Source organism: Streptomyces sp. NBC_00388, assembly GCF_036061255.1.
Taxonomy (GTDB): Bacteria; Actinomycetota; Actinomycetes; order Streptomycetales; family Streptomycetaceae; genus Streptomyces.
The window spans coordinates 2,759,474-2,772,767 of sequence record NZ_CP107948.1 but is presented as its reverse complement, the minus strand read 5'-3'; the positions used below and the strand labels follow the sequence as shown (position 1 = coordinate 2,772,767).

Annotated in this window: 12 protein-coding genes; 8 read left to right on the top strand and 4 right to left on the bottom strand. The window is 68.0% G+C overall.

Annotated features, from left to right (window positions below; all coding sequences use genetic code 11):
• Nucleotide 1 precedes the first annotated feature (1 nt).
• On the bottom strand, nucleotides 2–3,154 hold the full coding sequence (locus tag OG917_RS12530) for a DUF3427 domain-containing protein (RefSeq protein WP_328317660.1): 3,153 nt from the start codon (nucleotides 3,152–3,154) through the stop codon (nucleotides 2–4).
• Between the two features lie 158 nt (nucleotides 3,155–3,312).
• On the opposite strand from OG917_RS12530, the gene OG917_RS12525 reads away from it, so the two are divergent.
• Nucleotides 3,313–4,425, top strand: a complete 1,113-nt coding sequence (locus tag OG917_RS12525; RefSeq protein ID WP_328317659.1) for an MrcB family domain-containing protein — start codon at nucleotides 3,313–3,315, stop codon at nucleotides 4,423–4,425.
• Between the two features lie 117 nt (nucleotides 4,426–4,542).
• Here OG917_RS12525 and OG917_RS12520 read toward each other — a convergent pair whose 3' ends face one another.
• A complete protein-coding gene (locus OG917_RS12520) occupies nucleotides 4,543–5,538 on the bottom strand; it encodes an SEC-C domain-containing protein (protein ID WP_328317658.1) in 996 nt (331 codons plus the stop codon).
• 77 nt (nucleotides 5,539–5,615) lie between these two features.
• Between OG917_RS12520 and OG917_RS12515 the strand changes: the two genes are divergently transcribed.
• From OG917_RS12515 to OG917_RS12485, 7 genes are all read left to right on the top strand, one after another.
• Nucleotides 5,616–6,434 carry a class E sortase gene (locus tag OG917_RS12515; protein ID WP_328321845.1) on the top strand — a complete coding sequence of 273 codons (819 nt, stop codon included), beginning with the start codon at nucleotides 5,616–5,618 and terminating at the stop codon, nucleotides 6,432–6,434.
• Nucleotides 6,435–6,463: 29 nt separating this feature from the next.
• A complete protein-coding gene (locus OG917_RS12510) occupies nucleotides 6,464–6,664 on the top strand; it encodes a DUF3311 domain-containing protein (protein ID WP_328317657.1) in 201 nt (66 codons plus the stop codon).
• The gene (locus tag OG917_RS12505; protein ID WP_328317656.1) at nucleotides 6,661–8,187 is read left to right on the top strand and encodes a sodium:solute symporter family protein; all 1,527 of its coding nucleotides are present in this window, start codon (nucleotides 6,661–6,663) and stop codon (nucleotides 8,185–8,187) included. The genes OG917_RS12510 and OG917_RS12505 overlap by 4 nt, the downstream gene beginning before the upstream one ends.
• Nucleotides 8,188–8,438: 251 nt before the next feature.
• Nucleotides 8,439–8,753 (top strand): DUF6412 domain-containing protein, encoded by a 315-nt coding sequence (locus tag OG917_RS12500; protein ID WP_328317655.1) that lies wholly within the window; start codon nucleotides 8,439–8,441, stop codon nucleotides 8,751–8,753.
• A 101-nt stretch (nucleotides 8,754–8,854) separates the two neighbouring features.
• The gene (locus OG917_RS12495; protein ID WP_328317654.1) at nucleotides 8,855–9,619 is read left to right on the top strand and encodes a YidC/Oxa1 family membrane protein insertase; all 765 of its coding nucleotides are present in this window, start codon (nucleotides 8,855–8,857) and stop codon (nucleotides 9,617–9,619) included.
• Nucleotides 9,620–9,800: 181 nt separating this feature from the next.
• Entirely contained in the window at nucleotides 9,801–10,658 is an 858-nt protein-coding gene (locus OG917_RS12490; protein WP_328317653.1) for a fumarylacetoacetate hydrolase family protein, read from the top strand.
• Nucleotides 10,659–10,896: 238 nt separating this feature from the next.
• Nucleotides 10,897–11,589, top strand: a complete 693-nt coding sequence (locus OG917_RS12485) for a TetR/AcrR family transcriptional regulator (protein WP_328317652.1) — start codon at nucleotides 10,897–10,899, stop codon at nucleotides 11,587–11,589.
• Between the two features lie 123 nt (nucleotides 11,590–11,712).
• Here the strand turns inward: OG917_RS12485 and OG917_RS12480 are convergent, their stop codons facing one another.
• Nucleotides 11,713–12,198 (bottom strand): heme-degrading domain-containing protein, encoded by a 486-nt coding sequence (locus OG917_RS12480; RefSeq protein WP_328317651.1) that lies wholly within the window; start codon nucleotides 12,196–12,198, stop codon nucleotides 11,713–11,715.
• The gene (locus OG917_RS12475) at nucleotides 12,195–13,268 is read right to left on the bottom strand and encodes a Gfo/Idh/MocA family protein (RefSeq protein WP_328317650.1); all 1,074 of its coding nucleotides are present in this window, start codon (nucleotides 13,266–13,268) and stop codon (nucleotides 12,195–12,197) included. Before OG917_RS12475 ends, OG917_RS12480 begins: the two co-directional genes overlap by 4 nt.
• Nucleotides 13,269–13,294: the final 26 nt, after the last annotated feature.

Genomic DNA, 13,294 nt, shown 5'->3' with positions numbered 1-13,294 from the left:
ATTACCCTGTGGCGATCATCGAGTACGACCAAACGTCTGCTGGGATCTTGTGTTTCAGATCCCAGGTGATCGCCATCGGGCGACTGCCCCTGTGCTCCACGTAGGTGGCCTGACCAAGCAGCATCCACGGCTGGGCTCCGCCGATGTCGGTGCTCTTGTAGCGGCGGGCGAAGAGCAGGACGTGGCTACCGTGCGCCGTGTGATTCTGGTACCGGAGCCCGGTGCGAGACGTATCTGAGGTCTGGTTCTGTGATTCCCAGTGGAAGCGGGTCTCGCTCAACGCATAGTCCCGGTAGCGAGTTTGAGGAGAGAAATCCTTCTCGTCCTTGTCGATCGTGATGAGGAGAGCGTCGGTCTGCACGGACTCGCACCACTTCACGCCTTCGCGGAAGTCCCCAGGCATGAAGCCGCCAACGAACGATTGGCCGAGGGCGGGCAAGATTTCCTCGCGACTGTACGAGGCGTGCACGGTAAGGGGCAGGCCGGCATGGTCGCCGAGGAGTGGTACCGGGATGTGTTCGGTGTGAGCCAAGTTGTAGTCGAGTACTTGGCGCACTTCGCTGCGGAATGCGGGCTGGCGTCGAAGGGTATCGAAGCCTTCGTCGTAACTCGTAAAGCCTTTACGCGTAATTCCGCCGAGTGGCCAGAGTTGAAAGAAGAACATACGGGCGTAGGCCTGGCTGTGTTCGGGGAGCTCACCGTAGCGCGGAGCGTCGTCTTGGAGTAGGCGCTGGTACTCGCCCACCCGCAGCGGGTCGTCCACGTGCAAGAAGGCTGGCACGCGCTTGAGTAGGGATGATTCCCCATCGGGTCCTACGCGTGTCATGAGGCCAGCACGACGCAGAATGCCAGTCCAGGAATTGCCGTTTCCCTTGTAGAGCTCTTTGATTTCACGACCACTGTCCTCCAGGTATGCGGAGATGAGAGGTTCCCCATACGCGGAAACCTCGCGAGCGAGCGTGGTGACGTTGACCCCGATTTGATCCTTAATATTTGCAAGGATCGTCGCCTTCGCCTTCTCCTCAAGCACAATTTGGCAGCCAGAAGGAAGTTGCGGAAAATCATCTGCGATGTTGTCCAGGAGACGTTTACGGCTCAGGTTCGTGAGAGCCCGAAACTGATTCTCGAAGCGGAACTCCTTACGGTGCTGACCAATGAAGTCCAGTACAGTCAACACGGACTTGTTCTCGTAGTGGCGGAGCCCCCTGCCTAGCTGTTGCAGAAATACGGTCGCGCTGGAAGTGGGGCGGAGCAGGAGCAGCGCGTCCACGCTAGGTATATCGAGCCCTTCGTTGAAGAGGTCGACTGAGAAGACCACTTGAAGCTTTCCAGCGCTGAGTTCGGCGAGCGCCTGCCTGCGTTGATCGGCTGGAGTCTCTCCGGAGACAGCGACGGCGTTCAGCCCAGCCGTGCGGAAGTATTCCGCCATGAAGTGGGCGTGGGCCACCGATACGCAGAAGCCGAGCGCCCGCATGTGTCCCAGATCGGTGATCTTCTCCTCTACGGCCTGTACTACTAGCCGCGCACGTGCATCGTTGCCAGTGAGTACATTGCTCAGCGCTGCGGAGTCATAGGCCCCGCGCTTCCACTCAACGGCACTTAGATCAGTGTTGTCGCTGATGCCGAAGTAATGGAAGGGGCAGAGCAGTCCGTTCTCCAGGGCTTCCCAGAGGCGCATCTCGGCGGCGATCCGACCGTCGAAGAACTCATCCTGAATATTCTTTCCGTCCATCCGCTCCGGCGTCGCGGTCAAGCCTAGTAGTTCCTTCGGGCGGAAGTGGTCGAGGATTTTACGGTAGGTTGGCGATGTTCCATGATGGAACTCATCGATCACAATCACGTCAAAGTGGTTTGGATCTAGCTGGTCAAGCATCCTTTCATTGAGTGACTGCACGCTGGCGAAGACGTGGAACCAGCGCTTGGGGATCTCTCCGCTGTGTAGTTCCTCGCCGAAATTAGCATCGACTAGAACATTCTGATATGTCTGCAATGACTGTTGCAGAATCTCCTTTCGGTGAGCGACAAAAAGCAGGCGAAGGTCTCTCCCCTTTTCCGCGCGCAGCGCCTTGTAGTCAAGAGCAGCCATTACTGTCTTGCCTGTACCGGTAGCCGCCACGAGGAGATTGTGATGGTGCTGGTGAATCTCGCGCTCAACCTGCAAACGCTCCAGCATGTCTCGTTGATGTGGATACGCGGTTACTTCGCGTGTGGACAGTGTGATTTCGGAACCGCCCGACCGTGGCGAGCCCTTGCCGGCCAGGGCCAGCGCCTCGTCAAGACGCTCCGCGTCGCGCTCAGGGTCGTATGACTCGAAAGTCGGGTCGCTCCAGTAAGAGTCGAAGGTAGCTTCGAACTTCCGGAGCACGTCCGGTGTAGCGACGGAGGAGAGCCGTACGTTCCATTCCAGTCCGTCGAGCAGAGCTGCCTTCGATAGGTTCGAGCTTCCGACATACGCCGTGTCGTATCCACTGTTGCGCCGGAAGAGCCAGGCTTTCGCGTGGAGGCGTGTCGAACGCAACTCGTAGCTGATCTTCACCTGCGCGTTGTACCTCTGTACCAAGCGGTCAAGGGCCTTGCGCTCCGTGGCGCCGATGTAAGTCGTGGTGATCACGCGGAGAGGCACCCTGCGTTGATGCGCTGCCTGCATTGCCTGCTCCAACACTCGGAGCCCGGTCCAGCGGACGAAGGCACAGAGCAGGTCGACGCGGTCGGCTGTGGCCAGCTCTGCGCGCAGTTCGAAGCCCAGGCTCGGGTCCTCCGGCGCGTTGGTGATGAGGGCACTCTCAGACAGGGGTGTGGCGGGCCGAATTGCGTACACGCCTGGCGCCTTCTGATCGGCTACTGCCAGCAGTTGACGGGGGCCTTCGGCGACGAGGTCTATCCACTCGCGAGCGCCTTCGATGGTGCTTAGCGACTTCAAGATCTGGTTGACCGTGAGCACTTGCTCTTCGAAGGCCAGGCCCCGGAGTACGCGTTGCACGATCTCGGCGATGTAGCGAGACAGGACGTGAGGGGAGGACTCCTCACCCACCAGGCTGTCGATCGCCTTCCAGCCCTCAGCCTCAAGCTCCGCGATCCGCTTCTGGAGCCGGTGAGTGATCAGCGTCTCGTACAGACCAACTACCGGTGCGACATCGGTGAGTTCTCGGGGCATAGCAACACCTCTCGCCAGACGATCACTGCGTCCGTTGTATCAAGCACCACCGACAATCGACCGCCCGTGGGTTGCGGGTGATCAGTTCAGACCATCCGACACGTAGAGAACGGTCTAACTCATGCGCAAATTCAGGCTTGTTCGAATAGTTTCTGATCATGACCATGCGCGAACTGCTCGTTGAGATAGCCGGAACGTACGACCGGACGGCTGGGACGGGAGTCGATGTGCCTGGCCAGCGCGTGTTGCGTGGTGTAGCCGCGCGGACTGATCTGTCATGTCCAGATGGGTTTGTGATCAGGGGGTATGGCGGACAGGGTTCCGCAAGCACCTGTCCGTGGATAGGTGTATTTGACCCGGTAATTAACGACGACCCGAAGACCGGTCTCTACGTCGCCTACATCTTCAGTGCGGACCTGTTGGCCGTGACCCTCACTCTTCAGCAGGGCGTCACGGAGCTGGAACCAAAGTTCGAGAGGAGGCGGGACTTCTACTCGTACCTTGAGGGCAAGGCCGTCGAGCTCCGCAGCACACTCCCGGATGTCTTGGTGGACGGCTGGCAGGCGCGACCGCTCTTCGGGTCGAAGGGTGACCGTCCGATGGCGTACGAATCCGCCAGTGTCACCGCACGTCGCTACCAGATCGACGCATTGCCGACAGACGCTGCCCTGAGGGCGGAGCTTGACCACGCCGCCAACCTGCTCCAGCGGGTATCGGCGAGTGGACGCGCGATGGAGATCGACTGGTCCGACAGCGGGCTCGTCGTGAACTTTAAAGGGGACGGGCACAGCAAGAGCGGCGGACTGGGGGGCTTCGTACCGAAAGACAGCAGCGAGTACAAGGTGAAGATCCCGGCCCGAGAAGCCATGAGGTCCAAGGACCACGAGCGCCTGATCGGCGAGTTCGGTCCCTATATCGCAGCGCGGGGGTTCGTCCCCAGGAACCGTGGCGTCCACCCCAAGGACGTCACGTTGCATCTGGTCGACGAGCCTGAAGGGCCGCAGGTGGAGTGGCTGGTGGAAGCCAAGGTGGTGCGGAAAGGCAATGTCACTCAGGCGGTTCGGGAGGCGGTGGGCCAGCTCAAGGAGTACAGCTATTTTCTCTACAGAGAAAGCAAGCTGTCGCAGCCATATCTGGTGGGGCTCTTCACCGAAGATATCGGGGTATACGCCGCATATCTTGAGGCGGAGGGTATTGCATCCCTCTGGCAGACGGATCGCGGCTGGGCGGGCTCGCCGAAGGCTGTCAACTGGGGTCTAGTTGAGCCCTAAGAGTTGCCCGCTTCGCCTGGGCTGATCGTGGCGGGCTGGATCCGCCCCATTCTGTCCAAGCTGTGAACTCAGAAGGGGGCGTGTCAGGGGGCCAGCGGCGCTGGAAGAACTGGGCGCCTACGCCCCATGACACCCCCGATAAGCATCCCCCGACCCGCACCAGCACGCCGCGTTCCGCGCCGGCGGCCAGGAGACGGCCCGGCCGCGGGCTGCCAGGGTGGTCGCGTACTGGGGGAGCAGTGCCGTCTCCGACGGGGACGCCGACTCGGAGGCCGCGAAGGCTTCGTACGACGGGATGCTTCCCGTCACGATGCCCAGGTTCGTCGTGCCCGCCGCCGACAGTTCGCGCAGCGCCGCTTCGATCTCGATCAGGTGCGTCATATGGGAGGGGTACTCGGACTCCAGGTCCGGGTAGGCCGCCAGCAGTTCGGCGAGCTCCGGGGCCTGCCAGTGCAGCACCGCCACCGGGAACGGGCGGGACAGCGCCGCCCGGTATGTGCCCAACTCCGACTGGAGGCGGGCGATTTCCGCGCGCAGGACCGCCGGGTCGTCCGAGCCGAGTGCCCACAGGCGGTTCGGGTCGTGCAGTTCGTCGAGGCTGATGTCGCCCGTGTGCAGGGAGTCCGCCAGGGCGTCCCAGGTGTCGTGCTCGTGGCCCAGGGCGCGGCTGACGCGGTGGCGGCCCGTCAGGAGGGCCTGGGCCGCGTACGGCACCTCCTCCGCCGGGTCCACCAGGAGGGTCAGGGCCTTCGTGAAGGTGGCGTGCGCCGCCTCCGGTTCGTCGTGGGCCTCCAGGGTCTCCGCGACGATCGCCCAGGGCGACGGGTCCTGCGGGGTGGAGGCGCGGATGCCGTCGATCATGGCGCGCGCTTCCGCCTCGTGGCCGTACTCCCAGAGGTTGGCCGCTTGCAGGGCCTTGATCAGGGCGAGGTTCTCCGCCGGGCCGGTCAGCAGCCGGTCGTAGAGGGTCGTGGCGCGGGCGCGGTCGCCGGCCAGTTCCAGGTGGGCCGCGGCCTGCAGCAGCAGCGGCTCCTGGTCCTCCGGGTACTGCTCGGCGGTGCGCAGCAGCCGCTCGGCTTCGGCGAGGTGATCAGCGGGAGTATCGGGGCGCATGCTGCACACCGTACTGCGGTGCGGGCCTCTGGAGACTTCTGGATCCAGAGCTTATGGTGCCGCCCGTGCAGCAGCCGATGCGGAATGTGATTCCGGTAGTGGTGCAGCGGGCGGCCTCGCGGCGCCGCACCGTCCTCGCGCGCGGGCTGTGGACCGGCGCCGAAGTCACCGTGACGCTGGGCCTCGTGGTGCTGCTCTTCGTCGTGCACCAGCTGTGGTGGACCAATCGCGAGGCCCGGCAGGGCGCAGCCCGTCAGGTGCGGGCGCTGGAGCGGCAGTGGGACGGCGGCCCTGGGCGCGGAAGCGGTCCCGGCGGCAGGAATGTGACTCCTGCCACTCCGTCGTCCGGTCGGGCCGGCAGTCCGGATGCCGGCTCCGGGCCGGACGGCCGGTCGCGGTCCGGGGGCGGTGCGGCCGGCCGGCGGTCGGCTCGCGGGCCCGTCTGGGACAAGGCGTACGCGGTGATCCGCATCCCGCGTATCGGGATCACCGCGCCGATCGCCCAGGGCATCAGCAAGCAGAACGTGCTCAACAAGGGATATGTGGGGCATTACGTGCAGACCGCCGGCCCCGGTCAGGCGGGGAACTTCGCGCTCGCCGGGCACCGCAACACCCATGGCGAGCCCTTCCGTTACATCAACCGGCTGCGCCACGGCGACACCGTCACCGTCGAGACGGACAGCGCCGTCTACACCTACGTGGTCGACAAGGGCATCCCGCAGACCTCCGCGCGCGACAGCGGGGTGATCGCCGCCGTGCCGCGCAGCACCGTCGAGCCGCAGTACGGCTACCGCACCCCCGGCTACTACCTGACGCTGACCACCTGCACGCCCGAGTACACCTCCCGCTACCGGCTCGCGGTCTGGGCCACGCTGCGGTCCATGCGGCCCCGTTGAGCCGCCGGGCAGGGCCTAAGGTCTTGGGCGTGCTCAGACGTCGTCCTCAGCTGTTGTGGCTGCTTGTGCCCTTTGTCCTGTTCCTCGGGGCGGTGCCGTTCGTCAATCGCGTGCGGCCCGTTCTGCTCGGACTGCCCTTCCTCTTCCTCTGGATGATCGCGGCGACGCTCCTCACGCCGCTCGCCGTCTGGCTCACCCACCGTGCGGACCGGCGGGGTGAGCGCCGGTGAACGCCGCCGTCGCCACTTCGATCTTCGCTGTGTTCATGGTGGCGACCGTGGCTCTGGGCCTGGTCGCCGTCCGGGGTGGCCGGACCGGCGGGCTCGCCGAGTGGTCGGTGGGCGGCCGGAGCCTGGGGCCGGTCTTCATCTGGGTCCTGATGGCCGGTGAGGGCTACACGAGCTTCAGCTATCTCGGCGCGGCCGGCTGGGGCTACAACTACGGGGCCCCGGTGCTGTACGTCGTCGCGTACATGTCGTGCGGGTACGCCCTCGGCTACGTCGTCGGGCCGACCCTCTGGGCGTACGCCCGGCGGCACGGCCTCGTCTCGATCACGGACATGATCGCCCACCGGTACGGCAGGCCCTGGCTCGGCGCCGCCGTCGCCGTCCTCGCGACCGTCTTCCTGCTGCCGTACATCCAGCTTCAGATCACCGGCATGGGTGTCGTCGTCTCGACCATCTCGTACGGGGCGATCAGCCTCAACTGGGCCTATTTCGTGGCCTTCGCCGTCACCACCGGGTTCGTCGTGATCAGCGGGCTGCGGGGGAGTGCCTGGGTCTCCGTCCTCAAGGACGCACTCGTCATCGGCACGCTCGCCTTCCTCGCTCTCTACGTGCCGCTGCACTACTTCGACGGGTACGGGGACTTCCTCCACCGCGTCGTCACGGAGAAGGGCGACTGGCTGACGTTCCCCGGCCACGGGGGCGGCGGGCCGGGCGGCAGCGGGCTCGGGCAGGCCTGGTATGTGACCACGTCCCTGCTCAACTCCCTGACCGTCGTGATCTTCCCGACCACCGTCGCCGGGTACCTCGGGGCGCGCAGCGCCGATGTCCTGCGGAAGAACGCGGTCTGGCTGCCCGCGTACAACATCCTGCTCTTCGTCCCGATGTTCCTCGGCCTGGCCGCTCTGTTCGTGGTGCCGCACCTGACCGGCGCCGACTCCAACCTGGCGCTCTTCAAGCTGGTGGTGGACTCGCTGCCCGCCTGGGCCGTCGGTGTCATCGGGGTCGCGGCGGCGCTCTCCTCGATCGTGCCGATGGCCATCTTCATGCTGGTCATCGGCACGATGTGGGGGCGCAGCGTGCTCTCGCTCGTACCGCGCTTGCGGGACCGGCAGAAGGGCGCGTCGCAGTGTGTGGTCGTCGTGGCGGGCGCGCTGGCGCTGCTCCTGACGTACACCGCGCCCAACACCCTGGTACGGCTCTCCCTCATCTCGTACGAAGGGATGGCGCAGCTCCTGCCGATGCTGCTGCTCGGACTGGTGTGGCGGCGGCTGACGCTGCTCGGCGCGGGCAGCGGGCTGGCCGTGGGGGTGGCGGTGGTCTGCGCGTTCGTCTTCAGCGACCACGATCCGGTGTGGGGGGTGAACGCCGGGATCGTCGCGCTGGGCGCCAATCTCGTGGTCGCCCTCGCCGTGACGTACGCGGGGCCGCGCGACCGCGATCCACGGCCGGACGGCGAGGTGCTCGCCCGCGATCCGGTCGGGGCTCAGGGCGGGGCCGCCGAGGGCGGGGAGGGAGCCTGGGGCTGAGCGGCCGGGGCCGTGGTCCGAGGCGTGTCGTCAGGCGCCGTCGGGGCGCTCACCGCGTGCAGGGGAGCCCGGGCCGGCCGGTGAGCCGTGCCCCCTCCCGGCGCCGCGCGGACTGCTGGAACCGATCGATACGGGTCGTGTATAACGGCTGAAGGTACGTTTTTCGGCATGGGGTACTCGGTGAAGTACCCGATTCTCGGCGTGGAGCACCCGGTGCCCTCGTGACACGGACACCGGAAGGGGTGGGAGACATGGCCGCTCGGCTCATGCGTCTGTCCCGCCCCGCGGTGGCCCTGCTCCTCTTCCTGCTCGCCCAGGCGCTGCTCACCGAGGGCGGCACCCTCTCCTCCGCCGTGGCGCTCGCAGCCACCGCGGCGGTCGGCTCCGCGCTCGCCGCCTGCGCGCTCATCAGCTCGCGGAACGCGCCCGCCGTGCCGCGCACCCGGATCCGTACGGCCATCCGCGACCGTGAGCGGCGTACGGCCTTCCTGCCGCAGCGCGATCCCGACGCCTCGGGCAGGCCCAGGCCCCGAGCGCCCGGTCGTCCCGTCCCGACGGCCGCGTAGGACACCCTCCGCACTCTTGTGCACCCCGGTCCCCACCGCGGTCCGTCACGCCGACATGTCTCCCTGTCCGGCCCGCGACGAGACCCCCGGAGGGTTTTCCCGTGTTCTCTTCCTTCTTCGCTGCGTTCGCCAGTCTGGTCACGCACCTCGCCGACCTGCTCCAACCGCTCTTCCACGGGTCGGCGACCGCCGCCGCGATCGTGCTCTTCACGCTGTGTGTCCGGCTCGCCGTGCACCCTCTCTCGCGGGCCGCGGCGCGCGGGCAGAAGGCCCGCACCAAGCTGGCCCCGCGCGTGGCCGAGCTGCGCAAGAAGCACGCCAAGGATCCGCAGAAGATGCAGAAGGCCATCATGGAGCTGCATGCCGAGGAGCAGATCTCCCCGCTCGGCGGCTGCCTGCCGAGCCTGCTGCAGATGCCCGCGTTCTTCGTGACGTACCACCTCTTCTCCAGTGCGCGGATCGGCGGCTCGTCGAACTCGCTGCTCGGTCACACCCTCATGGGCAGTCCGCTCGGCGGCCGGCTCAAGGACGCGATCGGGAACGGCGGGCTCCTCGGTGAGCAGGGCGCCGTCTATCTGGTCCTCTTCGTGATCGTCGCCGCTGTGGCCACGTTCAACTACGGCCGCACCAAGCGGATGATGGCCGCCGCCCCGGCGCCCGCGGCGGAGGGGCCCGGAGCCGGTGCGATGGGCGCGATGACCAAGATGATGCCGCTCATGTCGTTCGCCACACTCCTCACGGTGGCCTACGTGCCGCTTGCCGCCGCGCTGTACGTCGTCACCAGCACCACCTGGACCGCCGTCGAGCGGGCCTTCCTCTACCGGGACACGCTGCCCGCGGCGGCGGCGGTCGCCAGCCCGCTGTAGGGGCCCGGCACCCGGCCCGGCCTGCGGTCCTGTGTGCGGCCGGTCTCCGGCGACGGGGGGGGCGGTGGTCCAGCTTGTGAACGGGGTCTTGCGGCCTGGACCTCGAACTTGGAGGATCAGCCAATCCCCCCGATGGCCGCAACCCATCGGCCGGACCGGTCCAATCGTTGGGAGACTGACCATGAAGCTGCTGCGTGTCGGAACGGCCGGGGCCGAGCGCCCCGCACTGCTCGACGCCGACGGAACCCTCCGTGACCTCTCCGCGCTGGTCACGGACATCGACGGAGAGCTGCTCGCCGATGAGGCCGCCCTCGACCGGATACGGGCTGCCGCCACCGCGGGGGAGCTGCCCGTCCTCGGGGGCGAGGCGCCGCGCATCGGCCCGCCGATCGGCGGGATCGGCAAGATCGTCTGTATTGGGCTGAACTACCACGACCACGCGACGGAGACGGGTGCGGACATCCCCGCCGAGCCGATCGTCTTCATGAAGGCGCCGGACACGGTCGTCGGCCCCGACGACACCGTGCTCGTACCGAGGGGCAGCGAGAAGACCGACTGGGAGGTCGAGCTGGCGGTCGTCATCGGGCGTACGGCCCGCTACCTCGGTTCTGCGGAGGAGGCGCTGGGGCACGTCGCCGGATACACGGTCGCGCACGACGTCTCCGAGCGGGCCTTCCAGATCGAGCGCGGTGGCCAGTGGGACAAGGGCAAGAACTGCGAGACGTTCAATCCGCTCGGCCCCTGGCTGGTGACCGCCGACGAGGTGGCCGACCCGCAGGCGCTGCCGCTGAAGCTCTGGGTGAACGGTGAGCTGAAGCAGGACGGCACGACCGCCGACCAGATCTTCCCGGTCGGCGAAGTCGTGCGGTACCTGAGCCAGTTCATGACGCTCTACCCGGGCGACGTCATCAACACCGGTACGCCCGCCGGGGTGGCCATGGGGCAGCCCGACCCCAAGCCGTACCTGCGGGCGGGCGACGTGGTGGAGCTGGAGATCGAGGGGCTCGGGCGGCAGCGGCAGCCGCTGAAGGACGCGTAGCGGCCGACCCGGTCCAGCCCGCTGGGAGCCCCTGTCGGAGCCGGGGGCCGGCGGGACACCGCGGGAAGAAGCTGCGGGCCGGTGGTCGTCCACCGGCCCGCAGGCCCGTATACCCGCAGACCCGCAGACCCGCAGACCCGCTGTACGGCGCACCGCGCGTCCTGCCCGCCGCAGCGCACGTTGTGAGGAGTGCAACGTCCGTTGTGGATAGGGTGATGCGCATGACGAAGGAGCGCCGATGACCAGCACGGGTGCCGGAGGGGCGGCGAGGGGCGGGGCCCCGGAGGTCCGGCTGCGCCGGGCCAGGTCCGACAAGGCGGCGGCGATCTCCCGCGCCGCCTGTGAGGTCTTCGGCCGCGACGGCTACTCGCGCGCGAGCATCGACACGATCGCCGCCGAGGCCGGCGCCTCCACCCGTACCCTCTACAACCACTTTCCCGGCGGGAAGGAAGAGCTCTTCCGCACGGTGGTGCAGTGGAGTTCCGGCCAGATGCGCGAGGCCCAACTGGCCCTGCTGGCACGGTATCTGGACGCGGACCGGCTGCCGGGCGCGGGGGAGCTTGAGCAGCAGCTGCTCGCTCTCGCCCGTGACTGGGTCGGTCTGATGGCGGATTTCCGCGACCACTTCTCGCTGGTGCGGCACATCTACGCGGAGGCCGGGCATGTGCCTGCCGAAGTGCTGGATGCCTGGCAGGAGGCGGGACCGCGCGCGGTGGGGCGGCAGTTCGCCGTCTCGATGGCCGCGCTGGACGCGGCGGGGCTGATCGATGTGCGGGACGACCCGGCTCTGGCCGCCGCGCACTTCATGGCGCTGACGTCGACCGACATCGTGCACCGGTCGTACTGGGGCATCAGCCCGCTGCCCCCCGGGGAGGTCGACCGGATAACGGCGGTCGGGGTGCAGGTCTTCCTGCGCGCGTACGGCCGCTGACCCGGCGCGGGCCGGGTCAGCGGGAACAGCCGTAGCGGCGGCGGGCTTCGGCGCCGGACGGGATACGGCGCCGGGGTGCGGGACGCTGAGGTGCCGGTGATTCGGGCGGCCGGGCGCCCGGGATCAGTCGCCGACGGCGAGGAAGCGGGTCAGCGCCTCCACGACCAGCGCGTGGTCCTCGGCCTGCGGCAGGCCGGAGACCGTGACCGTGCCGACGACACCGGTGCCCGCGACGGTCAGCGGGAACGAACCACCGTGCGCCGCGTACCGGCCAGGATCCAGCCGGGACGCGTCCTCGAACGTCGTCCCCTTGGCGCGGAACCGGGCGCCGACCAGCAGCGAACTCGCCGCGTACCGCTCGACGACCCGGCGTTTGCGCTCGATCCAGGCGTCGTTGTCGGCGCTTGACCCGGGCAGCGCGCAGTGGAACACCTGCTGGGTGCCGCGCCGGATGTCGATCGCCACCGGGGCATCGCGCTCGCGGGCGAGCCCGGTCAGCAGGGTGCCCAGCACCCAGGCGTCGTCCAGGCCGAACTGCCGCAGCACCAGGCGGCGTTCCTGCTCCTCCAGCTCCGCCACTCCCGGCAGCCCGGGCCGGGCGGCGCTCACAGCTCCACCGTGACGCCGTCGCGCGCGGAGCGGCGTGCGGCCTCGATGACGTCCAGCGCGGCTGCCGCCTCCTGCGCCGTGACCGGCGGCCGGCCGCCGTCGCGCAGAGCCGCGGCGACACCCGTGTAGAACGCCGGGTAGTCACCCGGCAGCGTCGGTACGGGCGTACCGCCGCCCGTCAGCGGGGACTCGCCCGCGCCGACGCGGCCCCACAGCGACTCGGGCTCCTCGCCCCAGTGCGCCGCGGAGTGCGGGCGCGCGCCCGCGCGGAGCGCCGCCTCCTGGGGGTCGAGGCCGTGCTTCACATACCCGGCCGCTGAGCCGAGCACCCGGAAGCGCGGGCCGAGCTGGGCGGTGGTGGCGGAGGCGTACAGGTGGGAGTGGACGCCGTTCGCATGGGTGATCGCGATGAAGGTGTCGTCGTCGGCGCGCGCGTCCGGGCGGCGGACGTCCGACTCCGCGTACACGCGCACGGCGGGGCCGAAGAGGACCAGCGCCTGGTCGACGATGTGGCTGCCCAGGTCGTAGAGGAGTCCGCCGATCTCCGACGGGTCGCCGGATTCGCGCCAGCCGCCCTTGAGCTGCGGGCGCCACCGCTCGAAGCGGGATTCGAAGCGCTGGACGTCGCCCAGCCGGCCGTCCGCGACGAGCTCGCGGAGCGTCAGGAAGTCGTTGTCCCAGCGGCGGTTCTGGAACACGGAGAGCAGCAGCCCGCGCTCGTCGGCGAGGGCCGCCAGGGCCCGCGCGTCGGCTGCCGTGCCCGCGATCGGCTTGTCCACGACGACCGGCAGCCCGGCCCTGAGCGCGGCGGTCGCGAGCGCCACGTGCGTCCGGTTCGGGGAGGCGATCACGACCAGGTCGAGCTCGTCGGCGCGCGCCCAGAGGTCGTCCGGGCTCTGCGCGAACCGGACGCCGGGGAACTCGGCGCGCGCCTGTTCCCGGCGCTCTTCGTTCGAGGTGACGATGGTGTCGAGTACCAGGCCTTCGGTGGCCGAGATCAGCGGTGCGTGGAAGACGGAACCCGCGAGGCCGTAGCCGACGAGTCCGACGCGGAGCGGGGTTGCAGTCATGCGTTCCACTTAAGCAACGGTGTTTC

What these genes read in the sequence shown, in the direction of transcription:
- OG917_RS12530 (WP_328317660.1), bottom strand. Translation starts at nt 3,154, where the DNA reads ATGCCCCGAGAACTCACCGATGTCGCACCGGTAGTTGGTCTGTACGAG.
- OG917_RS12525 (WP_328317659.1), top strand. Translation starts at nt 3,313, where the DNA reads ATGACCATGCGCGAACTGCTCGTTGAGATAGCCGGAACGTACGACCGG.
- OG917_RS12520 (WP_328317658.1), bottom strand. Translation starts at nt 5,538, where the DNA reads ATGCGCCCCGATACTCCCGCTGATCACCTCGCCGAAGCCGAGCGGCTG.
- OG917_RS12515 (WP_328321845.1), top strand. Translation starts at nt 5,616, where the DNA reads ATGCGGAATGTGATTCCGGTAGTGGTGCAGCGGGCGGCCTCGCGGCGC.
- OG917_RS12500 (WP_328317655.1), top strand. Translation starts at nt 8,439, where the DNA reads ATGGCCGCTCGGCTCATGCGTCTGTCCCGCCCCGCGGTGGCCCTGCTC.
- OG917_RS12490 (WP_328317653.1), top strand. Translation starts at nt 9,801, where the DNA reads ATGAAGCTGCTGCGTGTCGGAACGGCCGGGGCCGAGCGCCCCGCACTG.
- OG917_RS12485 (WP_328317652.1), top strand. Translation starts at nt 10,897, where the DNA reads ATGACCAGCACGGGTGCCGGAGGGGCGGCGAGGGGCGGGGCCCCGGAG.
- OG917_RS12475 (WP_328317650.1), bottom strand. Translation starts at nt 13,268, where the DNA reads ATGACTGCAACCCCGCTCCGCGTCGGACTCGTCGGCTACGGCCTCGCG.